The 26,688-nt window shown below is 44.2% G+C and carries 26 protein-coding genes; 17 read left to right on the top strand and 9 right to left on the bottom strand.

All coding sequences use genetic code 11. The annotated features are described in order from the left end of the window. Positions 1-279: 279 nt before the first annotated feature. Positions 280-1,566 (top strand): DEAD/DEAH box helicase, encoded by a 1,287-nt coding sequence (locus tag PL85_RS13290; protein WP_026027722.1) that lies wholly within the window; start codon positions 280-282, stop codon positions 1,564-1,566. 200 nt (positions 1,567-1,766) lie between these two features. Then, positions 1,767-2,387 (top strand): LysE family translocator, encoded by a 621-nt coding sequence (locus PL85_RS13285; protein ID WP_094125351.1) that lies wholly within the window; start codon positions 1,767-1,769, stop codon positions 2,385-2,387. Between the two features lie 61 nt (positions 2,388-2,448). On the opposite strand, the gene PL85_RS13280 is transcribed toward PL85_RS13285, so the two are convergent. Next, positions 2,449-4,365: a bifunctional metallophosphatase/5'-nucleotidase gene (locus PL85_RS13280; protein WP_115339729.1), complete on the bottom strand. Its 1,917-nt coding sequence runs from the start codon at positions 4,363-4,365 to the stop codon at positions 2,449-2,451. A 299-nt stretch (positions 4,366-4,664) separates the two neighbouring features. On the opposite strand from PL85_RS13280, the gene PL85_RS13275 reads away from it, so the two are divergent. Beyond that, positions 4,665-4,874 carry a hypothetical protein gene (locus tag PL85_RS13275; protein WP_174223830.1) on the top strand — a complete coding sequence of 70 codons (210 nt, stop codon included), beginning with the start codon at positions 4,665-4,667 and terminating at the stop codon, positions 4,872-4,874. A 4-nt stretch (positions 4,875-4,878) separates the two neighbouring features. On the opposite strand, the gene PL85_RS13270 is transcribed toward PL85_RS13275, so the two are convergent. Next, positions 4,879-5,130: a DUF1289 domain-containing protein gene (locus PL85_RS13270; protein WP_013857474.1), complete on the bottom strand. Its 252-nt coding sequence runs from the start codon at positions 5,128-5,130 to the stop codon at positions 4,879-4,881. 165 nt (positions 5,131-5,295) lie between these two features. On the opposite strand from PL85_RS13270, the gene PL85_RS13265 reads away from it, so the two are divergent. From PL85_RS13265 to PL85_RS13240, 6 genes are all read left to right on the top strand, one after another. After that, positions 5,296-5,739 carry an META domain-containing protein gene (locus PL85_RS13265; RefSeq protein ID WP_115339728.1) on the top strand — a complete coding sequence of 148 codons (444 nt, stop codon included), beginning with the start codon at positions 5,296-5,298 and terminating at the stop codon, positions 5,737-5,739. A gap of 203 nt (positions 5,740-5,942) precedes the next feature. Beyond that, positions 5,943-7,082, top strand: a complete 1,140-nt coding sequence (locus PL85_RS13260; RefSeq protein ID WP_096036319.1) for an ABC transporter substrate-binding protein — start codon at positions 5,943-5,945, stop codon at positions 7,080-7,082. A 20-nt stretch (positions 7,083-7,102) separates the two neighbouring features. Continuing rightward, positions 7,103-8,824, top strand: coding sequence for an ABC transporter permease (locus PL85_RS13255; RefSeq protein WP_064625073.1), 1,722 nt, complete (start codon positions 7,103-7,105; stop codon positions 8,822-8,824). Further along, positions 8,790-9,437 carry an ATP-binding cassette domain-containing protein gene (locus PL85_RS13250; RefSeq protein WP_017046189.1) on the top strand — a complete coding sequence of 216 codons (648 nt, stop codon included), beginning with the start codon at positions 8,790-8,792 and terminating at the stop codon, positions 9,435-9,437. Before PL85_RS13255 ends, PL85_RS13250 begins: the two co-directional genes overlap by 35 nt. Continuing rightward, on the top strand, positions 9,430-10,068 hold the full coding sequence (locus PL85_RS13245; protein WP_115339727.1) for a CDP-alcohol phosphatidyltransferase family protein: 639 nt from the start codon (positions 9,430-9,432) through the stop codon (positions 10,066-10,068). Before PL85_RS13250 ends, PL85_RS13245 begins: the two co-directional genes overlap by 8 nt. A gap of 158 nt (positions 10,069-10,226) precedes the next feature. Then, complete coding sequence (locus PL85_RS13240) at positions 10,227-11,717, top strand: EAL domain-containing protein (protein ID WP_115339726.1); 1,491 nt, start codon at positions 10,227-10,229, stop codon at positions 11,715-11,717. 75 nt (positions 11,718-11,792) lie between these two features. On the opposite strand, the gene PL85_RS13235 is transcribed toward PL85_RS13240, so the two are convergent. The 3 genes from PL85_RS13235 to PL85_RS13225 form a co-directional block, all read right to left on the bottom strand. Continuing rightward, positions 11,793-12,725, bottom strand: coding sequence for a class I SAM-dependent methyltransferase (locus PL85_RS13235; RefSeq protein WP_029388307.1), 933 nt, complete (start codon positions 12,723-12,725; stop codon positions 11,793-11,795). A gap of 11 nt (positions 12,726-12,736) precedes the next feature. Further along, a complete protein-coding gene (locus tag PL85_RS13230; RefSeq protein WP_115339725.1) occupies positions 12,737-13,432 on the bottom strand; it encodes a TIGR01621 family pseudouridine synthase in 696 nt (231 codons plus the stop codon). Between the two features lie 123 nt (positions 13,433-13,555). Further along, positions 13,556-14,899 carry a sodium-dependent transporter gene (locus PL85_RS13225; RefSeq protein WP_115339724.1) on the bottom strand — a complete coding sequence of 448 codons (1,344 nt, stop codon included), beginning with the start codon at positions 14,897-14,899 and terminating at the stop codon, positions 13,556-13,558. Positions 14,900-15,235: 336 nt separating this feature from the next. Here PL85_RS13225 and cls point away from each other — a divergent pair, with 336 nt between their 5' ends. Next, positions 15,236-16,690 (top strand): cardiolipin synthase, encoded by a 1,455-nt coding sequence (gene cls / locus PL85_RS13220; protein ID WP_115339723.1) that lies wholly within the window; start codon positions 15,236-15,238, stop codon positions 16,688-16,690. An 80-nt stretch (positions 16,691-16,770) separates the two neighbouring features. Further along, positions 16,771-17,967, top strand: a complete 1,197-nt coding sequence (locus tag PL85_RS13215; RefSeq protein ID WP_115339722.1) for a cystathionine beta-lyase — start codon at positions 16,771-16,773, stop codon at positions 17,965-17,967. A gap of 68 nt (positions 17,968-18,035) precedes the next feature. On the opposite strand, the gene PL85_RS13210 is transcribed toward PL85_RS13215, so the two are convergent. The 4 genes from PL85_RS13210 to pspA all read right to left on the bottom strand — a co-directional run bounded on the left by PL85_RS13210 (position 18,036) and on the right by pspA (position 19,974). Beyond that, a complete protein-coding gene (locus tag PL85_RS13210; RefSeq protein ID WP_174223829.1) occupies positions 18,036-18,599 on the bottom strand; it encodes a DNA-3-methyladenine glycosylase I in 564 nt (187 codons plus the stop codon). Positions 18,600-18,674: 75 nt separating this feature from the next. Beyond that, positions 18,675-19,064, bottom strand: a complete 390-nt coding sequence (gene pspC, locus PL85_RS13205) for an envelope stress response membrane protein PspC (RefSeq protein ID WP_013857036.1) — start codon at positions 19,062-19,064, stop codon at positions 18,675-18,677. Next, positions 19,057-19,290 (bottom strand): envelope stress response membrane protein PspB, encoded by a 234-nt coding sequence (gene pspB, locus PL85_RS13200; RefSeq protein ID WP_029388308.1) that lies wholly within the window; start codon positions 19,288-19,290, stop codon positions 19,057-19,059. The genes pspC and pspB overlap by 8 nt, the downstream gene beginning before the upstream one ends. A gap of 15 nt (positions 19,291-19,305) precedes the next feature. Then, on the bottom strand, positions 19,306-19,974 hold the full coding sequence (gene pspA / locus PL85_RS13195) for a phage shock protein PspA (RefSeq protein WP_026027628.1): 669 nt from the start codon (positions 19,972-19,974) through the stop codon (positions 19,306-19,308). Positions 19,975-20,204: 230 nt separating this feature from the next. On the opposite strand from pspA, the gene pspF reads away from it, so the two are divergent. The 6 genes from pspF (at position 20,205) to PL85_RS13165 (ending at position 26,544) form a co-directional block, all read left to right on the top strand. Continuing rightward, positions 20,205-21,212 carry a phage shock protein operon transcriptional activator gene (gene pspF, locus PL85_RS13190; protein ID WP_026028021.1) on the top strand — a complete coding sequence of 336 codons (1,008 nt, stop codon included), beginning with the start codon at positions 20,205-20,207 and terminating at the stop codon, positions 21,210-21,212. A gap of 96 nt (positions 21,213-21,308) precedes the next feature. Next, complete coding sequence (gene sapA, locus PL85_RS13185; RefSeq protein WP_094149655.1) at positions 21,309-22,928, top strand: ABC transporter substrate-binding protein SapA; 1,620 nt, start codon at positions 21,309-21,311, stop codon at positions 22,926-22,928. Next, on the top strand, positions 22,928-23,890 hold the full coding sequence (locus tag PL85_RS13180; protein ID WP_013857041.1) for an ABC transporter permease: 963 nt from the start codon (positions 22,928-22,930) through the stop codon (positions 23,888-23,890). The genes sapA and PL85_RS13180 overlap by 1 nt, the downstream gene beginning before the upstream one ends. Next, positions 23,877-24,764 carry an ABC transporter permease subunit gene (locus PL85_RS13175; protein ID WP_013857042.1) on the top strand — a complete coding sequence of 296 codons (888 nt, stop codon included), beginning with the start codon at positions 23,877-23,879 and terminating at the stop codon, positions 24,762-24,764. Before PL85_RS13180 ends, PL85_RS13175 begins: the two co-directional genes overlap by 14 nt. Then, positions 24,764-25,759, top strand: a complete 996-nt coding sequence (locus tag PL85_RS13170) for a peptide ABC transporter ATP-binding protein (RefSeq protein WP_010320232.1) — start codon at positions 24,764-24,766, stop codon at positions 25,757-25,759. Before PL85_RS13175 ends, PL85_RS13170 begins: the two co-directional genes overlap by 1 nt. Continuing rightward, entirely contained in the window at positions 25,756-26,544 is a 789-nt protein-coding gene (locus tag PL85_RS13165; RefSeq protein WP_115339720.1) for a peptide ABC transporter ATP-binding protein, read from the top strand. The genes PL85_RS13170 and PL85_RS13165 overlap by 4 nt, the downstream gene beginning before the upstream one ends. Positions 26,545-26,688 lie beyond the last annotated feature (144 nt).

Here is a 26,688-nt window from a genome sequence, read left to right as displayed (position 1 = left end):
ATCCTTTATCAAGGTTAATTACTTCTGCGTCATCATGATGCTACGCAAGTGTTGAGAGTCTACCATTTATTATCGGCTTCTGAAGTAAAAACATAATAGAAAGATAGGCAACCGCTATGAATCACCAATTCATCTCATTTGTGAACTCAAATACAATTGGTCAATAATGTAGGAAATTTATCACTGATCACGATAAACGTGAGATAAATCACTCTAAATCCTATATAGTGCACGGCTAAAATTAAGAACTGTAGGCTGTCTGCTTAAGGAACCCGTTAAATGTCATTTTCATCTCAAGGTTTTGCACCTGAACTTGTTAAAGCGCTTACTGAATGCGGCTATGAAAAACTTACCCCCATTCAGCGACAAGCCATTCCCGAGGCTCGTAAAGGGCATGATATTTTTGCAACGGCGCAAACTGGCACAGGCAAAACCGCAGCATTCGCACTGCCCGTTATTCAACATCTGTTAGATAGCGGCAAGCAACCTTCGCCTAAAACAGCGCGAGGCTTAATTTTGGCACCCACGCGAGAATTAGTGGCACAAATTGCCCAGAACATTAAAGACTACGTCAAGTACACCAAACTCAGTGTCGCTGCTGTTTACGGTGGAAATAAAATGTCTTCTCAAGTTCGTCAGCTTGAAATGGGTGTGGACATTTTGGTCGCGACCCCTGGCCGATTAGAAGAACATTTAAGTGAAGGTAATGTTTCACTCGCCAACCTTGAGTTTTTGGTTTTCGACGAAGCAGATCGAATTTTAGATATGGGATTCATCAATCCCGTGCGTAAAATCATGCTTGAAGTAGAAACCTCACCGCAAATCATGATGTTCTCGGCCACTACATCCACTCAGCTTAACCAACTGGCGGGCGATATTTTACGCAAACCCAAACGCATTAATGCTGATCGTGCCAATACCACGGCCGCAACAGTGGCACATGTGGTTTACCCTGTCGATCAAGAGCGTAAAACGGAACTGCTGTCTGAGCTGATTGGCCGCAAAAATTGGCAACAAGTCTTAGTGTTTGTGAACTATAAAGAGACGGCTAATGAAGTGGTTAAAGAGCTGAAATTGGATGGCATCAAGGCCGTGCTATGTCATGGCGATAAAGCACAAAGTGCACGTCGACGCGCTCTTGAAGAATTTAAAGAAGGCAAAGTGCGTGTCATGGTTGCGACCGATGTGGCTGCACGTGGTTTAGATATCGTCGACCTGCCGCACGTGGTTAACTATGACATGCCATTTCTCGCCGAAGATTATGTACACCGCATAGGTCGTACTGGTCGTGCTGGCAAACAGGGACATGCTGTCTCATTTGTCAGCCGCGAAGAAGAGTTGACTGTTGTTCAGGTTGAAAACCTTATCCAGCAACGCATCCGCCGTGTTGAGCAGCCAGGTTATGAACCTAAACAGCGTGATGCCTACATTGAAAAACTTCACACAAAAGCGGCGTACAAAGATCGCCAAGGCCGTCGTAACAACCCAAATGACGAAAAGCCGGATCAAGCCTCAGCAGAACGTCGTTTGAACATGATGAATCGACTAAAAAATCGTAAGAAGTAAGCCATAACAACGAAAGAGCTGCAGCAATGCGGCTTTTTTCATCTCTGTGCATCCTATCTATGCTTCATCATCCCAAACGGTCATCTTTATTGGTTTCAATCCGTAAGTAGCACTGTCGTCAATTGCACAGCAAAGTGAAATAGTGAAGATTGTAATTAATGTGTATGCTAGAGCTCTTGTCTCTCAACACGGATTGATTAATGAGCAGTACTTTACTTCTGGCATTTATACCAACATTCTTTTTTGTTTCGATTACTCCAGGTATGTGCATGACATTGGCACTGAGTCTTGGGATGAGTATTGGTTATCGCCGAACTTTATGGATGATGATGGGAGAGATCGTCGGTGTGGCGTTCGTTTCCATCGCAGCCGTTTTGGGGATGGCTTCGATTATGCTCAATTACCCTTGGCTCTTTACCGGATTCAAAACCATCGGTGCCATCTACCTTGGCTATATAGGCATTCAGATGTGGCGATCAAAAGGCAAGCTCGCCCTCAGTAGCGACTCACAGGTCACTCCCCATAACAAAGACTGGGATCTTGTCGTGCAAGGTTTTGTGACCGCGATTGCTAACCCTAAAGGCTGGGCGTTTATGGTCTCCCTACTTCCGCCTTTTATTAATAGTGAAGCACCACTTGCACCTCAACTATTACTGCTGGTGTCCATTATTATGGTCTCGGAATTTGTCTGCATGACACTTTACGCAACAGGTGGCAAAGGGTTAAAACGAGCTCTAGGGCATTCAAAAAATGTGCGTCTAATGAACCGTATTTCAGGCTCATTGATGATAGGCGTTGGATTCTGGTTATTGATGAGTTAGTCGTTAAAGTAGTAGGCTCTGACTTTTGGCCAGAGCCTTAACCGTTAATTTAAAACTTTAGCTAATCTAAAACATTAACATTCAATGCCTTGAGCAATACAATATCTCGATTGATACGCTGTTTTTCAGCATCAGAAGCTTGGCTACTTTGCAAAATACGCGCATTGATCGCCTCTTCAGCCGCGGCCTTATTGGTAAAAAGCAGTGCTTTAACATTGATCGAGGCGATATTGCTATAACGCCCATCATCACTACTTGGTACATCAATTTGGCCACTATTAATTAGAGCTTTCACGGTGGCACGTTCCGATTCATACCCTTGCAAACCTTCCAGCTTCCAACGTTGCATTGGTTTCCCTTCGTAGCGGCCTTGCTTTTCTTGGGTGAGATAGCGGATCGTTAGGTTTCTAATAGTTCCTTCCTCTTCGCCATATTCCGCTTCCGAGTCAAAAATAATCGGGAATGACCGCCCTTCAAGGCTACCCCCTTTCTGCGTCAAATGCCCCATTCGGTAACTATTCATACCCAACCGAATATCACTAGTATCATCAATCGGTTGTCCACCAGCAAAACGCAGATCTTTAATTCGCTTACCCGCAGGTTGAGTAAGATCAATGGTGTAAGTGACACCCGCAAAAAAATCATTGGTTGAGTATTTCGATGCGCGCCGCTTTGGATCAAAGCTATAAGTCACATCGCCTGGCAAGACGGAATTGAAATACCCAGCGGCCCATTCCATGTAGGTGCGCAGCTCTTTACCCGTCATTTGGTAAACCGTAATTTCACCACCAGCATATTGATAGTTAAACGCGATATCTTTTGCTTTGATTGGGCCAGTATCAAGTTGAGCTTGGTCATTATCAATTTGCAGTGCGATCACGTTTGCTTTTGGCGCGTAGAAAAAACTGGCTTCCTGAAACAGCGCACTGATGCCGGTATCTTGAATATGCACTTGAGGGATACCGCGTATTTCATCATCAGGAACCAAGTCGACTCCGTCAAGTATCGCAATTTCGCGATTAGCGTTTTCTCGTAAGCGTTGATGATAAGGTGCGTACAGCGTTTCCATTTTCGAATCAGAATCAACACCTTTCATAGGGTAAGTGAAGCTGTCTTTATGAACGAGCGTATATTTGCCATCCTTTTCTTCAAATTGTAAATCGATTCGAGATAAAACGCGTCCATATTTATCAGGCTCGGTAATGATGACACCGTTTACCGTCGCTTTATCAATTTTAGTGTGCATGTGGCCAGCAACAATGGCATCGATTTCTGGGTTAGCATTGGCAATATCAGATACGCCCGTATCTTTGATGTCGTTTTCGTTATCCAGCCCCATGTGCGCAACCAAAACGATCGCATCGACACCATTTTTTATCTGCCCAATCACTTTTTTTACTTCAAGTGTTGGGTTAGTGAAGCTCATGCCTTCAAGGCGATTAGTGCCTTCAGCAAACACTTGTGTCATCGGGGTATCCATTCCAATAATACCGATCTTGACGCCATTTTTTTCAATAATTGTTGCGGCGGGTAAGAATGGATTGCCATCGGGCCTCTGAATATTCCCGGCTAACGCTCGGCCTTTAAATTGAGTCAGGGAGCGATTTAATACCGATAAACCAAAATCAAACTCATGGTTACCCAGTACCCAAACATCGTAGTTCATCTCATTAAAACCGAGCATCATAGGGTCTACGGCTTCATGCTTAAACGTTTCAACAAAGTTTCCCTGAATCGTATCTCCCGCATCCACTAAAATAACGTTTTTATCTTGCTCTCGTATCTGTTTAACCTTGGTGGCGATTTGACTTAGGCTCCCCTGCATATTCAGTTTGTCAGCAGCATAATCCCATGGCATAAAATGCCCGTGAATATCGGAAGTACCAAGAATGGTAACTTGATGAATATCGCCATCAGCAGCGAAAGAAGAAGCGGCAATAGAAGCAAGTATTGCGCTAGTAACAATTTTTAGTTTCATAACATACTCATACGTATAAACAGGCTCTCATTAAAACAGAGTGGATATTATTGATTTTATAAATATGTTTATGTGATGGGGTCGCTCATTCGGTTGCAACACTGAAAAGCAATCACAAAATTTCGAGAGCGATCTCTCTTTAAATAGATTCTATGGCTTAAAAAGCTTTAATCGAGCCAAATCAGGTGGTTAATTTTTAATCATAAAATTGAGCAAATTTTAAGCAGATCTTTGATTGACGCTGTACTGGATCGCTTCTATTTTTTCTATTGGTTACCACAACAATGGAGGTTATAGAAATGAAACGCGCAAGTTCCACTTATCGATTACAACTGATAAAAGATGTTGTAACGCGGCACCAATGTACGGATCCAATGGCGAACTATATTCAACAGCTTCTAACAGAAAAACCCAACATGGAACAACCCGATGTGAATAAACGTTTTCACGGTAATCATTTTGATGAACATGCTGGTGGTTGGGTCAGTGATTTTTGGGGAATGAAGTAATTGATTAAAACAGATCGCGCTGCGGGTTCGTTTCTGGCTCGGAATCTGCTTTGTTTTGCGCTTGTTGTTTCTGTTTTTTCCGCTTATAGCGCTGTTGGCATAATTTTATGACATGCAGTTGCTGCGCAGCAGTCATTGAGAGCCAGTTAAAACGCTCTTCCCTTTTACGCATACAGCCTTGGCAATAACCTTTGTCATCAACTGAACATACACCGATACAAGGGCTCAGCACTTTAAAAAATTCGAGTTGCTCCATGGTTACTCAATTATTTTTCCAATTTAATGTCCGCCACATAAGAGTAACGTGTGTCACTTCCTGATTGTAAACTGTGACGCATATAAAACAATCACCTTATACTGACAAAAACAGTACTCAATTTTATATACTGTGCGCGTTTTCCAAATTCTGGGGTCTAATACGATGAAGTTTAGTTCAAAAAAATGGCTAGCCGCAATTTCTCTACCTGTATTGGTGAGTGCCTGTGCAAGTAATGGTGATGTAGAAAGCATTACCGCTCAAGATTTGCAGCATCACAATTGGCAACTGGTGCAAATTGATGGCAAGGACGTGGTCAATAATGACAAACAAAAAGCACCGCGATTAGAAATCGGCGAAAAGATGATGGCTAGCGGTAACGCAGGTTGCAATAACTTTTTTGGGCAAGCCGAGCTAAAAGACAACCAATTCCGCATCGAAAAAATGGGCATGACCATGATGATGTATATCGGTGATGTCATGGATACCGAGCAGGCGTTTTCTCAAACATTGTCAGATTGGAGCGAGATCAATCTGACTAAAGATAGCCTAACGCTTAAAAATGAGGTTCACACGCTCACCTTTACTTTACGTGATTGGGTAAATTAATTTCAGTCATTCTTCTCATGGCAGTCTTCTCCATCAGGCTGCCATTTCCGTAGACCACCTCACACATCATTCACCTATCTGCGACTTCTGCTTTTTCTCACCAATTCAGATCTTTTGTTTTTTTTCGTTCATAATGAATGAACATGGAAATATCTCCGGTCTATTCACTAAGTCACTGAATAAAGCGATCTTTAAGGATAATTATGAAAAAGCTCATCACCTTACTCTGCACGTGTGCCTTCGCACTTTCCGCGTCAGCGCAAACTTGGCAACAAACCACAGATGCAGCTAAAGGACAAACCGTTTACTTTCACGCGTGGGGAGGAAGCCAAGAGATTAATGAGTACATTCGCTGGGCAGGCAACGAGCTTCAAGATCGCTACGGTATCGAGTTAAAACAGGTGAAAGTGACCGATATTGCCGAGACAACAACACGGCTTATTGCAGAAAAGGCGGCCGCTAAAAATAATAATGGCAGTGTCGATCTAGTATGGATTAATGGTGAAAACTTTAAGTCCATGAAAAGTAATGGTTTACTGTATGGTCCATTTACGGAGCGTTTACCTAACTGGCAATATGTTGATTCCTCACTGCCGATCGATCAAGATTTTTCAGAGCCGACTCTTGGCCTTGAAGCGCCTTGGGGTGTAGGACAACTGGTGTTTATTTACGATCAGGAAAAGCTCAATAACCCACCCCGTTCATTTTCAGAAATGTTGAGCTACGCAAAGGCGTTTCCGAATCGTGTTAGTTACCCTCGTCCTCCTGAGTTTCATGGCACCAGTTTCCTTAAAGCCTTATTGATTGAACTAACAGAGAACGATGTTGCCCTGTCTAAGCCTGTGGATGAACAAAATTTTGCCATAGTGACAGCACCTCTTTGGCGCTATCTTGATGAATTTCATCCTGTGGCCTGGCGTCAAGGCAAGCAGTTTCCCAGCGGTTCCGCTCAAATGCTGCAATTGCTTGATGATGGTCAGCTTGATCTTTCCATCAACTTTAACCCCAATGCTGTTTTTTCCGCTCAAGCAAATGGAACGCTAGCGGCCTCTACCCGCTCCTACGCGTTTGAAACAGGGGCTCTTTCTAACATTCATTTTCTCGCCATTCCTTGGAATGCGAGCGCCAAAGAAGGCGCATTGGTTGCGATCAATTTCTTACTCAGTCCGGAAGCACAATCTCGTAAAGGAGATCTTTCCATTTGGGGAGATCCATCGGTATTACAAAATGAGTTCTTAAGTGGCAGCGCTAAGAAAACTCAGCTGTTTAAATCAATCGCCGAGCCACATCCAAGTTGGCAAACGGCGCTTGAAGCCGAATGGCAACAACGCTACGGCCACTAAAGAGACTGAGATAAAGCCCGATGTTTAGAGCAAGCTATTTGCTGATTATTGTCATCTGTATTGCCCCAGTTGTTCCCGGCCTACTTGGGGTCATACTCTCCTCATTGGGCTATATTCCTCCCGTTGGCTTGCACCACTTTTCTCTAGATGGCTACATCGCCATCTTACAATGGTCGGGAGTCGGGCAATCTCTACTACTTAGCATAGGTTCTGCGTTAATCAGTACCTATCTCGCCGCAGCGATCTGCTTTGTGATATTGCAATCATTATGGCACAGCCGTCACTGGTCAAAAGTAGAGAACGCTTTGTCACCGCTACTGGCTATGCCTCACGTCGCTTTTGCCATTGGTTTTGCTTTTTTATTCTCGCCAAGCGGCATGACGGATCGCCTTTTGTATCATCTGTTTGGAACCTCATTCATGGGAGATGGCGCTTCACTTTTAGTACGCAACCCTTACGCAGTCGGATTAACCTTAGCGTTAGCACTTAAAGAAGTTCCTTTTTTACTGCTGATGAGCATCCCCATTTTGCAGCAATTAAACATTGATAAACTGCAACAAGCAGCGGCTTCGCTGGGTTATTCTCAACCCCAACTATGGCTAAAAGTGATCTTCCCACAGTGGTTAAATAAACTGCGGTTTGCCCTCTTTGCCGTGATTGCCTACGGCGTATCCGTTGTCGATTTAGCGCTCATTTTAGGCCCCAATAATCCACCAACGTTTGCAGTATTGGTATGGCAGTGGTTTAGTGACCCTAACTTAGCCTTAATTCCTCGCGCCGCCGCTGGCGCCGTTCTGTTGTTTATACTTGCCAGCGCCATGTTATTGATCGTTCTCTTCATCGAAAAGTGTTCGACGCGACACTACAAACGCTGGCAATACTCAGGCCGCTATGCGCTTTCCTTGCCAGGAAAATCACTGTTTTTATTCATTATTACCTTATCTTTGCTGATGTTGCCTTTAATGGTGGTTTGGAGTTTTGCACAACGTTGGCGCTTTCCAGATTTATGGCCCAGCCAGTTCAGTACCCGTTTTTGGGACAACGAATGGTTGAATATCGCACCAACCATTTATCAAAGCGTACAATTAGCGCTATTCAGCACTGTGATTACGCTGGTGTTATCTCTACTCGCTCATGAGTATAAGCTCAAATATCAGCGCCATTTACCCAGTTATTTGATCGCCTTGCCGATGCTCATTCCTCAGCTTTCACTGTTATTTGGCATGCAGATCGCCACACTCTTTTTAGCCAGCGATCAGTATTGGCTTTGGGTTACATGGTCACATGTATTTTTCGCCTTTCCTTTTGTCTATCTTGCTTTGGATGGTCCATGGAAAAGCTACAATCAAAACCTGACTAAAGCAGCGTTAAGTTTAGGAAAAACGCCGTGGCAAGTATTTTGGCAAATTAAAACGCCGCAACTCTTGCCAGCCATCGTTTACGCGGCAGCGGTTGGAATGAGTGTGAGCTTAGCGCAATATTTGCCGACTTTGATGCTCGGCGCAGGAAGGATCGCTACTATTACTACCGAAGCCGTTGCGCTCTCGAGTGGCTTTGACCGCAGAGTCACCGCTATCTATGCCATTTGGCAAGCCCTACTTCCTTTAATTTTTTTCACCTTGGCGATTGTGATCAGCCGCCTACAAACTCATCGCCGTACCATGAACCCTATCGTTAAAAAAACTGCCCGTAAGGAAGCCATTACTCATGACGTTCTGCCTCGAAAACCTCGCCATCCATAAACAAAATGGTGAAGCTCTCTTATCGGATTTAAATATCACCATCTCCCCTGGTGAAATTGTCAGCTTAATGGGGCCGAGCGGCTGTGGAAAATCAACGCTACTTAATGTAATTGCGGGTCATTTGGGGAGGGATTTTAGCTTCCAAGGCAGAGTCATACTGGACGGTGTCGACATCACTTTGCGGCCTGCACATCAGCGGCAAGTCGGTATTTTATTTCAAGATGATCTGCTCTTCCCACATCTGACGGTTTGGCAAAATTTGGCTTTTGCCTTGCCCAACTCGGTAAAAGGCCATGAACGGCAGTCTCAAGCAGAAAAAGCATTACAGAAAATTTCTCTCGAACCTCTTGCCAATGCTTACCCAGAACAGATATCTGGGGGGCAGCGAGCACGTATTAGCTTGGCTCGCATGCTACTGGCTCAACCCAAACTGGCACTATTGGATGAACCATTTAGTAAGTTAGATAAAGCACTGCGGATCCAATTTAGGGATTGGGTCTTCAATCAACTGGTCGCCGAAGGCATTCCGACCTTGATGGTCACGCACGATAAAGACGATGTTCCGCCTAACAGCCGCATTTTAACCTGCTCATGGGAGAGCGCACATGCTTGATCGATTTAGTGTCAAAATCATTCGTTGGCCACTAGAGAAAACAGCTCAAGGGCTTCATCGCTTAGGCATTACAGCGAACCAAACGACACTCTGGGGTTTTGCTTTAGGTTGCTGTGCACTTCCTGCACTTGCTTTCTCGCAGTACACGCTGGCATTAATTTTCATCATACTAAACCGAATAGCAGATGGCCTTGATGGTGCGTTGGCAAGAATTCAAGGGGTCAGCGATGCGGGAGGATTTCTCGATATCAGTTTAGATTTTCTGTTTTACTCGCTCATCCCGTTTGGTTTTGTGCTGGCTTCACCTGAGCACAATGCGGTAGCTGGCGCCTTTTTGACCTTTTCTTTTATCGGTACGGGAAGCAGCTTTCTTGCCTTCGCCGTGATGGCCAGCAAGCGAAACATCCACAGCCCTATCTACAAGCATAAATCACTGTATTACATGTCAGGCTTGACTGAGGGTACGGAAACGATTGCTTGTTTCGTCCTGTTTTGTCTTTTTCCTCAACATTTTGCCTTAATAGCTTATCTATTCGGCGGCGCATGCTGGTTCACCACCATTACCCGCATTTATTCTGGATTTCAAACACTCTCTAACACTCACTCACGTCAAGAATACAACCATGATTAACGCTATCACTTTTGGCTTCGAACTACGGCTTCAAATCCAGATAATGCAATACATTGGGTAATCGTATAACTCTTCGAAATTCTCATCAATTGAACCAGTGGCATGCTAAACTGCACACTTACTAACGCAGTGGCATAACGATGCCTAAGGTTGCATTTATGACTTTGACCAGACCCGTTAAAATAGCGATCTTACTCTTTCTGATCCCGACTCTTATTTTTTCGTTAGCCATCCCGATATTAATCAATCCGTTGACACGCTATGTGCTGGAAAGCAAACTCGATACCGTCAATCTTTACTTGGCCAATAGAGCTCAGAGCTTAAATGATATGATTTTAGATCAAGTCGCTCAGATAAATTATGAATGCCAAGCAAGCGATATGTCATTAATTCGTGATTCCAAGTACTACAACCGATTTATTAGAATGATCGCGGTTGTCAACAAAGACGGGCGTAGCTGCTCGACTGTCGGTTTCCCATTACAACTTTCGGATGAGTTGAAAGCCTATGACCTCTCTTCAGGGTTTTACATGTCCACCACCCCCGCACTTTTTGATACAGAAAAAGAGCTACTTATTTATTATCAAAAAGAAGGTAATCGAATTTTTTGGATATTAGACAGTAGCTGGCAAGAAGAGATATTAAAAGGTGATTGTATAAATTGCTTTTTATTAAATTTTCATTATTTATCGCCTAGTTTAAATGGATTGAGAATGAGTCGAGGCAATAAAGAGATTGCTTACCAAGACCACATCACAACCATTAGTTACACCATAAAAGAGTTTGATATTCAAGAAACACTCTCTGCTGGTAAAGAATTCAACCAATATCTTTACTACCAATTAATATATTGGGGTTATCCCATTGCGCTAGCAATTGGTATCTTATTATCTATTTTTTATTTAAAGTTCAGAAATTATAAAAACTCAATTCAAGGATTAATTCTTAAAGGCATTAAAGATAAACAATTCATCCCTTACTACCAAGCCATTCTTGATAGCCGAGAAGAGAGAGTCGTTGGCTATGAGATCTTAGTTCGTTGGTGCAAAGGCAAGGAGATGGTTCCACCAAATGAGTTCGTTGGTCCGGCGGAAACATCCGGTTTAATCATCCAGATAACGAATCAAATCATAAGAAAAGTAATTGATGATTTAGAACAATTCGACGTGCAGCAATGGGTGAGTATCAATATCGTGCCAGCCCACATTGAAAGTGGTGGCTTAGCAGAAACACTAAAAGAACTCAATTGGCCGACCACCAAACAGATTCATTTTGAAATAACAGAAAGAACGCCATTTATTAATATTGAAAATGCAGGTAGGGCACTATCTCATCTTATGGCAAAAGGCTATAAGTTCAAAATTGATGATTTTGGGACAGGCTACGGTGGTTACTCATATATACAAAATCTTGGTATTTCTTGTATTAAAATAGACAAGATGTTTATTGATACGATTGGAACTGACGATTTAAAAATAAAGGTACTCAATTCCATTATTCTCTCAGCACAAGAAGCTAATATTGAAATTATTGCTGAAGGCGTTGAACGCGGAGACCAAGTTGATTATCTTGCTACTCGTGCTGTGTATCTTATCCAAGGATTCATCTATTCTAAACCCTCACCGATTGAACATATTTTGCAAAATTAATAATTCCTGAAGTCGAGAGCAATCACACCATAACCAACTTTATTATGGCGTGATCTTACCTAGTCTCCATTCTACTTAGGAGAAAATCAGTGCTTTCAGGCTGGCTTGCGGATCAATATCTTCAAACTCTGGTGGGTTTTCTAGGCGAGCTTGAAAAGTAAGTGATGGCGCTTCCACCTTCATCCCTTCGATTAAAAAGTCGCAGGTTACGGCTGGTGAATTAACGCATGCAAGCACTTCGCCGCCTTGTTCTAACAACTCTGGTAAACGGCGTAAGATACGTTGATAATCTTTAGTCAGCGCAAAGCTGCCTTTTTGAAACGAAGGAGGATCAATAATAATCAGATCATATGGCCCTGATTTTTTGATTTTTCCCCAAGACTTGAAAATATCATGTCCAAGAAACTTCACTGAATTGAGATTGTGGCCATTCAATTGATGGTTTTCACGGCCTTTAGCCAGTGATGCTTTGGCCATATCGACATTCACAACTTGGTCAGCACCACCAGCAATAGCTGCTACTGAAAAACCGCAAGTATAGGCAAATAGATTCAGTACATTTTTATGTTTAGCGTGAGATGAAACCCACTCACGGCCGTAGCGCATATCCAAAAACAGCCCGAAATTCTGGTTACGCCCAATGCTCAATTGGTACTTTAAGCCATTTTCGACCACCACAGGGAAAGGCTCTAATTCTCCCCATACTGTTTCTGAAGGCGCGCCATCGGCATATCGATGCTGAAGTAAAACACAACGACCTTGCTTTTCTAGCCATAACGGACGGGTTGTTAGGTGCGACAAACCCGCTTTTAACTCCGCGAGAAAATCTTCTTCGACATTTTTAAATAAGTTGACGACTAACTGCCCTTGCAACCAGTCACAGGTGAGCTGTTCTAGACCTGGCCACTGACGACCTCGGCCATGAAATAAGCGGCGAATTTCACCGGTATTACAAGAGAGCTGCTGCTCAATATGGGTAAAAAAGTGAGAAAGCGCTGAGCGTTGCATTGTTTGTTCTGTCATTTGTTTACTTTCGGCCAAACTAGATTCCAAGGTGTTAACCAAGATTCAATCCTTTGGCTAACAATGTCTGAGTTCCACTTCTGCCCCATCGCTACTTGATTGCGTGGGTCGCAGATAAATTGATAGCACTGATCCTGATAGCAAAAACGTAACGCAAAAGCGTGTAGATAGCCTCTATCAGAATCATCATGAGAATGATAAATCGGGTCACCGACAATCGCAGAGCCTAGTGATTTCAAAGCAACCCTAATTTGGTGGGTTTTCCCGGTAAAAGGTTTACATAAAAAGAGGCGTTCACCCGGCTCAGCAGAGCAGGAAAAAAACTGCGTTACGGCGGGGTTATTTTGTGTCGCTACTAACTTCCACGACGAGCGTCGAGAGCGTTCCATATCACCGCTTATCAAACCCTGTTTCTTTTTAGGCTTTTTACTGCCAATGGCAAGATAGAATTTCTCGACTTCCCTTGCTGCAAAGTTTTTAGACAACTCACTGGCCGCAGCTTGGTGGCGGGCAAGCAATAAAATTCCGGACGTCATTTTATCCAACCGATGAACTAAGTAGAGCTGGCCATCACCTGAAACCTTACCCACTTCTTGCAGCAGCATTGTATCCCCGTCATCTTTGTGCACAGAAACATTGGGATGCTTGTTGATGATGAGAAAATCGTTGTGAGTATAAAGAATATCAAACATGTGAATCACTAACTGCAGAATAGGCGGCTGAGTATAGCGTTAAACAACGCAGATACCAATAAATGCAAGGTTCAAGGCAGTAGGATGATAAAAAGGCTCTCGGATGAGAGCCTTAGGAATGCGTTAAATTAATGAATAAGCAAAGACCATTAAAATCGCCACGGGGCAAACAAAACGCACGTACCATGGCCAAATTTTCCAGAATAGGCTTTGTGCAATGTCTGGGTTACCTTGTTTGATCTCATCAAGCAATTTATTACGATGCCAAACCCAACCCACCACAATAGCCCAAACCACACCTAATAAAGGTTGCATATAGACGGTCGAGACGTTAGCCACTAGGTTAAATAACGCCCCAAAGTTAAGGGAAATGATGATGCTCAGCAGCGCAATGGCTCCACCGATCATCCATGTTGCTTGGCTACGAGTCATTTTTAGTTCATCTTGCGCGCAAGATACTGGTACTTCTAGCATAGAAATTGAAGAAGTTAGCGCTGCGATAACCATCAAAATAAAGAAACCAAAACCGAGCAACACCCCTGCACTGCCCATATTATCAAACATCGCAGGCAGCACGGTGAAGACTAAATCGCCCGAACTCATCAAGTTGCCTGCATCATCAAAAATTTCGACACCATGATTTTTAGCCACAAACATTGCAGGGAGAATCAAAAGGCCTGCTGCAAACGCCACTCCTGTATCAATCGCCGCGACCTGCGCCGCTGTTTTTGGCAAATTAACATCTTTCTTAAGATATGAGCCATAAACGATCATCGCTCCAACGCCTAAAGAGAGAGAGAAGAAAGCTTGCCCCATTGCGTCTACTAATAAACTGGGAGTGATGTGCGCAATATCAGGGATCAAATACATCTTCAATCCTTCCATTGCCCCAGCTTGGGTAAAGATATAAGCAATCATGGCGCCGAATAGAATAAAAAGCACTGGCATCAAACGGGTAGACCATTTTTCAATGCCGTCCGCGACACCTTTTCGCACAACATAAATAGTGAGCAAAGAAAATGCGAGAGCCAGTAAAACATTGCGTAAGCCGCTAAAATTCACTAACCAATCGGCCGCCGTCTGTAAACCCAACAAGCCTAATATAGGAGATGCCGCAAAACCCATAAGCCATCCGGCAAGAATGGAGTAAAAACTGAGGATCATCGATGAGGCAATCATCGCGATAATACCAAACAGTGCCGCCGCCGCACGATTTTTGGTCCAGATACTTCTTAAAGAAGCGATGGGGTTAGATTGTCCATGTCGCCCGATCGTCAATTCCGCAACCAGCATTGGAAACGCCAGCAAGAATACCATCGCCAAATAAATCACTAAAAATGCCGCGCCACCATTACTTGCCGCTTTGGTCGGAAAACCCCACACATTCCCTAGGCCAACTGCAGAACCTGCAGCCGCCATAATAAAACCAAGTCTCGATGAGAAATGACCTCTTGAACTACTTGCCATAAACTATTTACCAATGTTGTGTTTGTTAGGCAGTGCTAAAAGTGAGTGTAAACTTTTAATTACACAAGTTGTAATTTTTAGTCGCACTGTGATGGTGGCAAGTAAAACAGTTTGAGATTAAAATTGGAAGTCCGAACGATATAAATTATGGATTAGACCGTAGTTTTATAGTTCAATTGTTGCTTTTTTATCCTCAGATCATTTTTTTAAACTGCTATGACCACTTTAGTAACACGATTCATCTGTTACTATTTTCATATTATTCACGCGATAAACTTCCTTACTTTTCCCTTTCCCTTTACTATCGTGACTTATTCTATCGACAAGATTAATGGCATGGACAAGGTTTACCACGTTCTTACTTTAGCAGGCATCGCACTCTATTGGTTTTTGGTCGCCGCAGTCACGCTACGCGTTGTATTGAAACGCCGAGCGGTGAGTGTTTCTCTGGCTTGGCTGATGGTGATTTATATCATTCCGATTGTGGGAGTGATCTGCTATTTTCTTTTTGGTGAGCTAAATTTAGGGCGCAAGCGTGCAGAGCGTGCCAAGGAAATGTTTGCTCCATTTGGTGATTGGTTTAGACAGCTTAACGATTGCCAGGCTCATGCCCCTGAGGGAATGGGTGCTCAAATTTATAAAATTGATGAACTGTGTAACCACCGTATGGGGATTCCGGCCTTAAGTGGTAATACGTTATCACTGCAAACCTCCCCTAACGAAATTCTGCATTCCATCATTGCCGACATTGAACAAGCTCACACTAGCATCCAAATGGTCTTTTATATTTGGCACCCAGGTGGATTGGCGGATTCGGTTGCGTCGGCTCTGATCCAAGCGGCCAAACGAGGTGTGCACGTTAAGCTGCTGCTTGATTCCGCAGGGAGCCCCCGCTTCTTCAAAAGTCATTGGTATACCATGATGAAAGACGCAGGAGTTGAAGTCGTCCAAGCGTTAGAAGTGAGCCCGTGGCGGATGTTCTTACGCCGCTTAGACCTACGCCAACATCGTAAAATCATTGTTATCGACGATAAAATTGCCTACACAGGCTCGATGAATTTAGTTGATCCAGCCTATTTCAAGCAAAATTCCGGTGTAGGTCAATGGGTCGATATTATGGTTCGTATTACCGGGCCTGCGGTCAATGTGCTGTCCGCAGTACATTGCTGGGACTGGGAAGTGGAAACAGGAACACGTATGTTGCCAGCACAACCAGAATGCACTATCGGTCCAGATCAGCCCCATCATCCAGTACAGGTTGTCCCCTCAGGCCCCGGCATGCCGGAGAACTTAATCTCCCAAGTGTTAACGCTCGCGATGAATCAATCCAATCAATCTGTCAGGATCACAACACCTTACTTTGTTCCCAGTGCAGACCTTGTTGCTACTTTAAAAATGACCGCTCAACGCGGTATCAATGTTGAGATCATTATTCCACATAAAAATGACTCATTGATGGTTAAATGGGCCTCTCGCGCCTTTTATGGTGAGTTGCTCGAAGCCGGTGTGAAAATATACGAATTCTACGGTGGCTTGCTGCACACTAAATCCGTCGTGATCGATAACCAGTTCTGTCTTGTCGGTACGGTGAATATTGACATGCGCAGCTTATGGCTCAATTTTGAAGTCACGTTAGCAATTGAAGATCAATCCTTCACTCAAGAAATGAACTGGCTGCAACAGCGTTATATAGAACAATCTCACTTGGTTGAGCTAGCAATATGGGAGCAACGCCCGCTGTATCATAGGTTTTTTGAACGATTGTTCTATCTGTTTAATCCGCTGCTGTAAACTTTTTATCTGACTGGGGTTGCCAAGCTAGGCAACTCCATGTTTTAAATAGTGAACACTCTCCCAGACAAGGATTTCGGATGCCAGAAGGTAAAAAAACACAGTTGGTCAATGCGGGTCGTAGTAAAAAGTGGACCAATGGTGTTGTCAATCCTCCTATTCAACGAGCCTCTACGGTTGTGTTTGATAGTGTGGCTGAAAAAAATCACGCCACTGTCAATCGAGCTAATAAAACACTCTTTTATGGACGCCGTGGTACTCATACGCACTTTGCGTTCCAAGAAGCAATGGTGGAAATTGAAGGTGGCGTCGGTTGCGCGCTTTTCCCTTGCGGTGCGGCCGCCATTGCCAATAGTATTCTTTCCTTTGTGCAAACGGGTGACCATATTCTGATGGTCGACACTTGCTATGAACCTACTCGTGATTTTTGTGAAAAAATCATGAAAAAAATGGGTATAGAAACGACCTACTACTCACCGACCATAGGTGAAGGGATCCGCGCTTTGATCCAGCCCAATACCAAAGTGTTGTTCACTGAATCGCCCGGTTCGATCACGATGGAAGTGCAAGATATCCCAACCTTAGCGCGGGTTGCACATGAGCATGACATCATTGTCATGCTGGATAACACTTGGGCGGCGGGCGTGAACTTTTCACCTTTTGAACATGGTGTTGATATTTCGATCCAAGCGGCGACGAAATACATTGTTGGCCACTCAGACGTGATGTTAGGAACAGCGATTGCCAATGAAAAATGCTGGGATCAATTGCGAGAGCAAAGCTATTTGATGGGACAATGTGTCTCACCTGATGACGCTTATTTAGGACTACGAGGGCTAAGAACCTTAGATGTTCGCTTACGTCAACATGCTCAAAATAGCTTAGCCATTGCGCACTGGTTAGCAGAACAGCCTGAAGTGGATCACGTTCGCCATCCGGCGTTAGAGACTTGCCCTGGACATGAATTTTATCAGCGTGATTTCACTGGTGGTAACGGGCTGTTTTCATTTGTATTAAAGAGCAGTGATGCAAAAGCTACGACCGCTTTGCTCGATGGCATGCAACATTTTAGTATGGGCTTTTCATGGGGTGGATTTGAAAGCTTGATTTTAGCTAATGAACCCAAAAGCTTTGATAATTTAAGAACCGTCGCACACCCGCACTTTGCAGGTACACTGATTCGAGTACATATTGGTCTTGAAGATGTAGACGATCTGATCGCTGATCTAAAAGCGGGATTAGAACGCTACAGTGCACAGCTTGCTCTGCGTGCATAATATGAGCGGAAGACCAAAAGGCCGCTGAATCTTCAGCGGTCTTTTGCATATTAGGTTACCCTGAAAAATTAACGCTTGGGGCAATCAGCCAAATGATCGTTCACCATACCCACCGCCTGCATAAAAGCATAACAAATCGTTTCGCCAATAAACTTGAAGCCTTTTTTCTTTAGAAATTGGCTCATCGCCTTAGACGTGGGCGTCGATGTAGGGATATCACTCATCTGCTGCCAATGATTGAGCACTGGTTGACCATCCACAAACTGCCACAATGCTTTGGATAAGGAACCATACTCTTGCTGCAACAGTAAAGCCGCTCGTGCATTGGAATAGACAGAGGCAATTTTTCCTTTGTGCTTCACCACATCGAAATGTTCGATAATATAAGGTGCCCGCGTTTCGTCGTACTGAGCAAGTTTTTCAAGATCATAACCGTCAAAGGCTAAGCGATAACCTTCGCGCTTTTTCAAAATCGTAATCCAGCTCAGCCCAGCTTGCGCACCTTCTAACGTCAAAAATTCGAACAACTTGACATCATCGTAAACGGGAATGCCCCACTCATTATCGTGATAATCGCGCTCTAAAGGGTGATTCATCGCCCATGCACAAGTCATTTCTGTATGATGCTTCATTTTTTGTTTCCTTACCTTCATTTGCGGTGTCAGTTGAACAATGACACTGCAAATCTACGTGCCTAGCTTTGCTTTTTAAAGCTGATTAAACTCACGATTGACTTTAAATGCTTCAGAGGTGACATAAGCCTCCATTTTACGGATTTTCTGATCCACTCGAGTTAAATCTTGATCCAATGTCGCCAGCAAAGCTTCGGCGGTTTGTCCTTGCTCCCAAGGCTTATTCTTCAATGTATGTTCGCGTTGGGCTTTTAGCGTTTCAACATACTGAGTAGGCTGCTTTTCTAACATCAGCATCAAAGCCATATAAGCTAAAAGCACTAAAAAACCGCCACCGAGTAGTGCAGCCGAGATGACCAATATACGCACCAACCAAACTTCTAACCCAAGATAGTTAGCAAGCCCAGCGCATACGCCAGCTATTTTACCGTTGACCGGATCTTTATAGAGCTCGCGGCTAGCCATGATTTTGTCTCCAAGTCGATGATTCAGCATCTAAAATGCGTTCAAGGGTTTCAACCCGGCTTTGCAGTTTTTCCGCTTTTGCAGATAACGCTTTAATCCGCTCTAAATCCTCTTGCGACAATGAGTTGCTACTATGTCGCTTACCTCTGTAATGTAAAAAGAGCCAGATCGGTGCAACAAAAATCAAAAAGACAATCAGTGGACCTGCGATAAAAAATGATGACATGTATGCCACTCCTCGTTATTGGTTTTTGTCCATTTGCTGTTTCAGTTTTGCTAGCTCTTGTTCAATTTCATCTTGCGCTTGCAGTTCAGCAAATTCTTGGTCGAGTGACTTAGCGTTACCGGACATAGCGTAGAGATCGGCTTCAGCTTCAAGTTCATCGACTTTACGCGAGTACTGTTCAAACTTCGCCATCGCTTCATCAGTACGGCTAGTATGCAAATGACGTTGCACATCACGACGGTTGTGCGCGGTTTGGCTACGAAGTGCCAAAGCTTGTTGCTTGACCCGTGTTTCGGCAATTTTGGCCTCTAACTTACCGATTTCCCCAGTCAATTTATCGATAGTTTCTTCTACCAAGGTTTGTTCAGTGTGCAAGCCTTTCTGCATTTCTTGCAATTTCTTTTTTTCAATTAAAGCAGCGCGAGCGAGATCTTCACGCTGTTTAGCAAGCGCCAAGGTCGCTTTCTGTTGCCAATCTTCAATATGAGAGGCCATAGAATCCACTTTACGCGCGAGCTCTTTCTTATCCGCAATAGCTTTGGCCGAATTGGTGCGTACTTCCACCAAGGTGTCTTCCATCTCTTGGATGATTAAGCGGATCATCTTTTCAGGATCTTCCGCTTTATCTAACAGTGCACTGATATTCGAGTTTACGATATCGGCAAAACGAGAAAAAATACCCATGTTCAATCTCCTGATTAGTTGTTCATGACGATGTAGTTATTGGTGAGCCATTTTGAATCGCTCAAAACGTTAAGACGAGAAGAGATAACCAAGTTTCATGCCATATATAAATCTATTGATAATCAATAAATTAGATAATATCTCATAGAATGAGATTACTGTGCTATGATGATTTTCGCCAAGAGTTGGTGAATTTAACCACCCTTTCAATCACAGTGTGGAGAGTGAACATGCAACAAAACTTACTGGGTGAAGCGCCTCAATTTTTATCGGTACTGGATAAAGTCTCTAAGCTTGCACCGATTGATAGGCCGGTATTAATTATTGGCGAGCGAGGAACGGGCAAAGAGTTAATCGCTCAGCGCTTGCACTATCTTTCCAAACGTTGGGACCAACCACTGGTTTCGTTAAACTGTTCAACCTTGAGTGAAGGGTTAATTGACTCTGAGCTCTTTGGTCATGAATCAGGCTCGTTTACCGGAGCCAAAGGACGTCACCAAGGACGATTTGAACGGGCAGAAGGTGGAACTCTTTTTTTGGACGAGCTCGCCACCGCGCCGCTTGCTGTACAAGAGAAACTACTTCGAGTGATTGAATATGGACATTACGAACGTGTCGGCGGTAGCCAACGGCTTAATGCGAATGTCCGTATCGTCTGCGCAACCAACGCCAATCTTCCACAATTAGCTGAAATTGGAAAGTTTCGAGCTGACTTACTCGACCGACTGGCCTTTGATGTGATCCAGCTTCCACCGCTAAGAGAGCGAAAAGAAGATATTATGCCACTTGCTGAGTATTACGCTATTAAGATGTGCCGTGAACTGAACTTAGCGCTCTTTGTCGGGTTTAGTGCAGAAGCGGCAGATCAGCTTCAACACTATTTGTGGCCGGGAAATGTGCGTGAACTTAAAAATGTCGTGGAGCGTGCTGTCTATCAACACGGAACGGCCTCCCATCCGATTGAAAACTTGGTTTTTAACCCTTTTGCTAATGAGTGGCACAAACCAGATGACCTTACTGGCAATCTCTCCACAGATCGCCATACTTACACCACTGGCTTTGAATTTCCGATGGATTACAAAATGTGGCAGGAGGATCAGGACAGACAACTACTGAGTGCCGCGCTCAATGCCAGTAAGTTTAATCAAAGACAAGCTGCAGAATTACTCGGCTTGAGCTACCACCAATTGAGAGGTATGGTGAGAAAATATCAACTCGTCGGCAGCAATGATGATTAACCCTAGGTTTAGATCAACAAAAAATGGTAGATTATCAGGATTTTGAGGCATAATGATTAGCTTTGTTTGCCTTACTTCTCACAGTTATTTCTCTTTATGAAAACATTGATACGATTCGCACTAGGAATATGCAGCTTTAGCCTACTGATAGGCTGTAGCGAACAAATTGACCATAGTAAAATTCGCCAGAGCGGATTCGTATATTGTGGTCACGGCAATCCCACCACTTTTAACCCACAATTGGTTGAGAGCGGCATTACGTCTGAAGCTCTCAGCCCACAGATTTACGACACGCTGTTGCAATTGGATTCAGAAACCTTACAACCGATACCAAGTCTGGCCACGAGTTGGACAGTGAATCCACAGGGTACAGAGTATACATTCAAGCTAAACGATGGCGTTCAATTTCAATCAACCGCTTGGTTTACACCGACTCGCGCTCTTAATGCCGATGATGTGGTCTTCAGCTTTCGCCGAATCATTGACCCAACCAACCCATTTCATTACGTCAATAGTGGCGTCTACCCATGGTTTGCAGGTATTGATTTCAAAAACTTGCTGATCGATGTTCAAGCTCTGGATGAACTCACGGTTAAATTTACCCTCAGCCGTCCCGACAACTCCTTTTTATCCAATATCGCCACCAGTCACGCTGTCATACTCTCCTATGAGTATGCTAATCAATTAGTGATTGAAGATGAAAAAAGCATGATCGACAGCCATCCTGTTGGATCCGGACCATTTTATCTAGACGAATTTAAAGTGAATGACCTTATCCGCCTCCGTCGTCATGGCGCTTATTGGAATGGCGTGGCGAAGATGGAACAAGTCGTATTTGATGTCTCCAACCGAGGCACAGGGACACTCGCCAAACTACTACGCCATGAATGCGATGTGCTCAGCTCGCCTATTTCAAGCCAAATCCCTATTATCAAGCAGCAATCGGAAATAGAGCTTGATGCCAAGCCTGCGATGAACGTGTCTTATATTGCTGTGAATACCTCTCACCCTGCGCTCAGTGATGTTCGCGTGCGTAAAGCGCTTAATTTTGCGATCAACCGCCAAAATATTTTGGACTCGGTCTATTACGGTACAGGAAGTATTGCTTATAACATTCTTCCCCCCTCCTCTTGGGCCTATCAAAAGGACAGTATTCAAATTCGCTATGATCGTAACTACGCGATCGCATTACTTAAAGAGGCTGGCTATTACGCCAACTTGGAATTGACGATGTCTGTTCCTGCAGAGTCTCATGCCTATAATCCAAGCCCACGTAAAACCGCCGAGTTAATTAACGCTAACCTTGCCGACATTGGTATTACATTGCATATCATCACGGAAGACCGCCTCGATCGTTCAAATTTGACCCAGCACGCCAACGTTGATCTGATTTTAACGGGCTGGAATGGCGATACCGCAGACCCAGATAACTTTTTGCGTCCACTGCTCTCATGTAATTCAGATCGCTCAGGGCTCAATGCCTCGATGTGGTGCAATAGTGATTTCGATTTTCTACTCGATTTGGCCTTGGAAGTAGACAAGTCGCGCTATCGCCTTAACTTATACAAACAAGCGCAAAATATTTTAAACGAAGAGTTCCCGGTTATCCCATTGGCACACGGCATGCAATTTAAAGCGTACAGCAAAACATTAACGGGCTTTAAACTCAGCCCATTTAATGTACAACCATTCAATACGGTTGAGAGGGTCGAATAGTGTTTTTATATACGGTACGCAGACTCAACTTATTTATTATCACGTTACTCATTTTGACTATGGTCGGGTTTGCACTGCTGCGCTTAGATCCACAGTCGCCTCTAACTGCTCATGGATTTTGGTCAGGTTGGTCAACCTATTTAGGGCAACTACTGCAACTGAATTTTGGCGTCAATCACAGTGGTGTCCCGATTGTGGACGAACTGGCGATGGTCTTTCCAGCAACGCTGGAGTTATGCCTTATTGCTTTTACTCTCTCTTTGTTAATTGGTCTCCCTATTGGTACGCTCGCAGGAATGAAGCAAGGTAAATGGATTGATACCGTCATCTCCTTCACGTCAATGTCCGGCTATTCAGCACCGCTATTTTGGGTAGCTTTGTTAATGATCATGGTCTTTTCACTGCATTATGAGCTGTTTCCTGTTTCAGGACGTTATGATCTGCTCTACCAAGTGGAACACGTGACAGGTTTCGCTCTGATCGATGCTTTTTTCGCTGAAGGTAACTACCGTGCCCATGCTTTGCAAAGTGTTATTGAACATATGATTTTACCCTGCTTGGTACTGGCTCTAGCACCGACGACGCAAGTGGTGAGCCTGATGCGTTCTTCGGTGGCCGATGTAATGGCTCAGAACTATATACGCGCCGCTCGAATTAAGGGTTTAAGTGATTACGAAATTGTCACCGAGCATGTGCTGAGAAATGCAATTCCACCTATTATTCCTAAATTCGGGGTTCAGTTATCGAGTATGTTAACGTTGGCAATTATTACTGAATCCATCTTCAACTGGCCGGGAATCGGCCGTTGGCTGCTCGATGCATTATCTAACCAAGATTATGTCTCCATTCAAGCCGGCGTGATCGTAGTTGGTACGCTCGTTCTCACAGCAAACATTCTGTCTGATTTGATTGGCGCTATGGTTAACCCGCTGGTAAGAAAGGAATGGTATGCTAACAAATAACATTTATCAGGAAGAGCATATTCCGACTCAGTTTGAGCGGTTTTGGCGCAGCTATCGCAATAACAGTTTGGCGATGTTTGGCTTGTGGTGCTTAGGACTCATTGTGTTGATTACCCTCACCTCTCCTTGGATAGCCCCTCATGATCCGCAGTTGCAAACGAGCAACCTATTAATACCGCCTTCTTGGGATCCTGCAGGCACTGTCGAATTTTTCTTAGGTACCGATGATTTAGGCCGAGACATCTTGTCACGGTTGATTGATGGTACCCAATACACCTTCGCTGCCGCTATTTTAATCACCGCTATCGCGGCTGTGATCGGCTGTTTTATCGGTATCATGGCAGGCATGACCAAAGGATTATTGTCCAGTACATTGAACCACTTACTCGACACGGTCATGTCGATTCCATCATTGCTGCTTGCCATTATTTTTGTGGCACTGCTCGGTTTTGGCGAGTTCAATATTTTGCTTGCGATTGGTTTGGCACTCATCCCTCGCTTTGTTCGTTCGGTGTATATTGCCGTACACAACGAAGTAGAAAAAGACTATATCCTCGCCGCACGTTTAGATGGTGCCAATGACTTTTATCTGTTGTGGAACTCCATTTTACCCAATGTACTTGCTGTCATCGCCAACGAAATAACACTCGCGTTATCCATTGCCATCTTAGACATCACCGCTTTGGGCTTTCTTGGTTTGGGTGCTCAAGCACCAAGCACCGAATGGGGCACCATCTTAGGTGATTCAGTTGAGCTGATTTACCTCGCACCGTGGACAGTCACTCTCCCCGGTTTAGCGATTATGTTTACGGTGATCATCATCAACTTAGTCGGTGAAGGTGTACGACAAGCTCTGAATGCAGGGGTGGAATAATGCCATTATTAGATATTCGCCATCTCACCATCGAAATTGATACGCCACAAGGCATGGTAAAAGCAGTCGATCGCATGAGCTTAACCATGAACGAAGGCGAAATTCGCGGTTTGGTGGGAGAATCCGGATCAGGAAAAAGCTTGGTGGCTAAAGCCATCGTAGGAATATGCAAAGATAATTGGACCATCACCGCCGACCGCATGCGCTTAGGTAACATTGATCTACTTCAGCTGACGCCGCGCGAACGCCGGCGAGTGATTGCCCGCGACATCGCGATGATTTTTCAAGAACCGTCAACCTGCTTAGACCCTTCAGATGAAGTGGGAAAACAACTGATTGAATCTATTCCATCGCGCACATTTGAAGGCAAATGGTGGCAGCGTTTTACATGGCGTAAAAAACAAGCAATTGCCCTTTTACATAAAGTAGGAATCAAAGAGCACGCTCGCATCATGAGTAGCTACCCCTATGAGCTAACTGATGGTGAGTGTCAGAAAGTGATGATTGCGATGGCTATCGCAACCAAACCAAAAATTTTGATTGCTGATGAACCAACGAACGATTTGGACCCCATTACCCAATCACAGATATTGCGCCTGCTCAGCCGGATGAATCAGGTCAATAACACCACGATTCTATTGATTGGCCACGACTTAACCACCATTACCCAATGGGCTAACCGTATTACAGTGATGTACTGCGGTCAGTCTGTTGAGTCAGCCGATACCCAGAAAATATTGAGTGAACCCAAACACCCTTATACGGCCGCACTACTGAAAGCGATGCCTGATTTTAGTGATTGGATCCCGCATAAAGAAAAATTGCAATCCTTACCGGGTTCCATTCCACCCTTGCAACATTTACCGATTGGTTGCAGATTGGGGCCTCGCTGTCCCTATGCTCAGCGCCAATGCGTTGAAATACCGTATCCACAACGTATTAAAAATCATAAGTTTGCCTGTCATTTCCCACTCAATATGGAGCAACAGTCATGAGTGCATCATTATTAGAAGTGAACGGGTTAACTAAAGATTTCATTACTCGTTCAGGTCTATTTCGCAAGAAAATTCAGCATGCGGTCAAACCGGTCAGCTTTACGTTAGAAGCGGGGCAAACTATTGGTTTTATTGGCCAAAATGGTTCTGGTAAATCGACATTGGCACGAATGCTTGCGGGGATGGTTGAGCCCTCTTCTGGCGAGATACGCGTTAATGGAGAGTTATTGGAACACAAGGATTACTCCACGCGCTGTAAGCTGATTCGAATGATTTTTCAAGATCCGAACACATCGCTCAACCCAAGAATTCAAATTGGTCGTATTCTAGAAGGGCCGCTCAAAAGAAACACCAATATGCCACCTGAAGCTCGCATGAAGCGCGTGAAAGATACGCTATTGCGCGTTGGGTTATTGCCAGAGCACGCCTACTTCTACCCGCAAATGCTCGCCACCGGGCAAAAACAGCGGATTTGCTTGGCACGAGCACTGATTCTACAACCGTCGATCATTGTGGCTGATGAAGCATTAAACGGGCTAGACATGGCAATGCGATCACAGATGATTAACTTGTTTCTAGAACTGCAAGAAGAGATGGGTGTCTCGTTTGTGTATGTCTCTCAACACCTTGGTATTGTAAAACACATTACTGATAAAATTATGGTGATGCACGAAGGCGAAGTCGTCGAATCGGGTGACACACAAGAAGTATTGTCTAATCCAACTCATCCCATCACTCAAAGAATGATTGAGAGCCACTTCAACAAAGCGCCTAGCTTTAAATAGCCGCTCTGTATTTAATGTCGGAAGACAATATCGTCGATATTGTACTGTTCCTCCCCCTTTTAGGGGGAGGTTAGGAGGGGGTGTACAGGCCCTAGCCCTCCTCTTGAAGGGGAGGATTGACAGTGTTCACCCCACCCTAACCCT

Origin of the sequence: Vibrio anguillarum (genome assembly GCF_001989995.2) — a bacterium.
Classification (GTDB): Bacteria; Pseudomonadota; Gammaproteobacteria; order Enterobacterales; family Vibrionaceae; genus Vibrio; species Vibrio anguillarum.
The sequence above is the reverse complement of the archived record's forward strand: the minus strand, read 5'-3'. Positions and strand labels throughout refer to the sequence as shown.

Bases quoted from the DNA above. Each gene is read 5' to 3' on its own strand.
- PL85_RS13290 (WP_026027722.1), top strand. From the start codon at position 280: ATGTCATTTTCATCTCAAGGTTTTGCACCTGAACTTGTTAAAGCGCTT.
- PL85_RS13285 (WP_094125351.1), top strand. From the start codon at position 1,767: ATGAGCAGTACTTTACTTCTGGCATTTATACCAACATTCTTTTTTGTT.
- PL85_RS13280 (WP_115339729.1), bottom strand. From the start codon at position 4,365: ATGAAACTAAAAATTGTTACTAGCGCAATACTTGCTTCTATTGCCGCT.
- PL85_RS13275 (WP_174223830.1), top strand. From the start codon at position 4,665: ATGAAACGCGCAAGTTCCACTTATCGATTACAACTGATAAAAGATGTT.
- PL85_RS13270 (WP_013857474.1), bottom strand. From the start codon at position 5,130: ATGGAGCAACTCGAATTTTTTAAAGTGCTGAGCCCTTGTATCGGTGTA.
- PL85_RS13265 (WP_115339728.1), top strand. From the start codon at position 5,296: ATGAAGTTTAGTTCAAAAAAATGGCTAGCCGCAATTTCTCTACCTGTA.
- PL85_RS13260 (WP_096036319.1), top strand. From the start codon at position 5,943: ATGAAAAAGCTCATCACCTTACTCTGCACGTGTGCCTTCGCACTTTCC.
- PL85_RS13255 (WP_064625073.1), top strand. From the start codon at position 7,103: ATGTTTAGAGCAAGCTATTTGCTGATTATTGTCATCTGTATTGCCCCA.
- PL85_RS13250 (WP_017046189.1), top strand. From the start codon at position 8,790: ATGACGTTCTGCCTCGAAAACCTCGCCATCCATAAACAAAATGGTGAA.
- PL85_RS13245 (WP_115339727.1), top strand. From the start codon at position 9,430: ATGCTTGATCGATTTAGTGTCAAAATCATTCGTTGGCCACTAGAGAAA.
- PL85_RS13240 (WP_115339726.1), top strand. From the start codon at position 10,227: ATGACTTTGACCAGACCCGTTAAAATAGCGATCTTACTCTTTCTGATC.
- PL85_RS13235 (WP_029388307.1), bottom strand. From the start codon at position 12,725: ATGCAACGCTCAGCGCTTTCTCACTTTTTTACCCATATTGAGCAGCAG.
- PL85_RS13230 (WP_115339725.1), bottom strand. From the start codon at position 13,432: ATGTTTGATATTCTTTATACTCACAACGATTTTCTCATCATCAACAAG.
- PL85_RS13225 (WP_115339724.1), bottom strand. From the start codon at position 14,899: ATGGCAAGTAGTTCAAGAGGTCATTTCTCATCGAGACTTGGTTTTATT.
- cls (WP_115339723.1), top strand. From the start codon at position 15,236: ATGGACAAGGTTTACCACGTTCTTACTTTAGCAGGCATCGCACTCTAT.
- PL85_RS13215 (WP_115339722.1), top strand. From the start codon at position 16,771: ATGCCAGAAGGTAAAAAAACACAGTTGGTCAATGCGGGTCGTAGTAAA.
- PL85_RS13210 (WP_174223829.1), bottom strand. From the start codon at position 18,599: ATGAAGCATCATACAGAAATGACTTGTGCATGGGCGATGAATCACCCT.
- pspC (WP_013857036.1), bottom strand. From the start codon at position 19,064: ATGGCTAGCCGCGAGCTCTATAAAGATCCGGTCAACGGTAAAATAGCT.
- pspB (WP_029388308.1), bottom strand. From the start codon at position 19,290: ATGTCATCATTTTTTATCGCAGGTCCACTGATTGTCTTTTTGATTTTT.
- pspA (WP_026027628.1), bottom strand. From the start codon at position 19,974: ATGGGTATTTTTTCTCGTTTTGCCGATATCGTAAACTCGAATATCAGT.
- pspF (WP_026028021.1), top strand. From the start codon at position 20,205: ATGCAACAAAACTTACTGGGTGAAGCGCCTCAATTTTTATCGGTACTG.
- sapA (WP_094149655.1), top strand. From the start codon at position 21,309: ATGAAAACATTGATACGATTCGCACTAGGAATATGCAGCTTTAGCCTA.
- PL85_RS13175 (WP_013857042.1), top strand. From the start codon at position 23,877: ATGCTAACAAATAACATTTATCAGGAAGAGCATATTCCGACTCAGTTT.
- PL85_RS13170 (WP_010320232.1), top strand. From the start codon at position 24,764: ATGCCATTATTAGATATTCGCCATCTCACCATCGAAATTGATACGCCA.
- PL85_RS13165 (WP_115339720.1), top strand. From the start codon at position 25,756: ATGAGTGCATCATTATTAGAAGTGAACGGGTTAACTAAAGATTTCATT.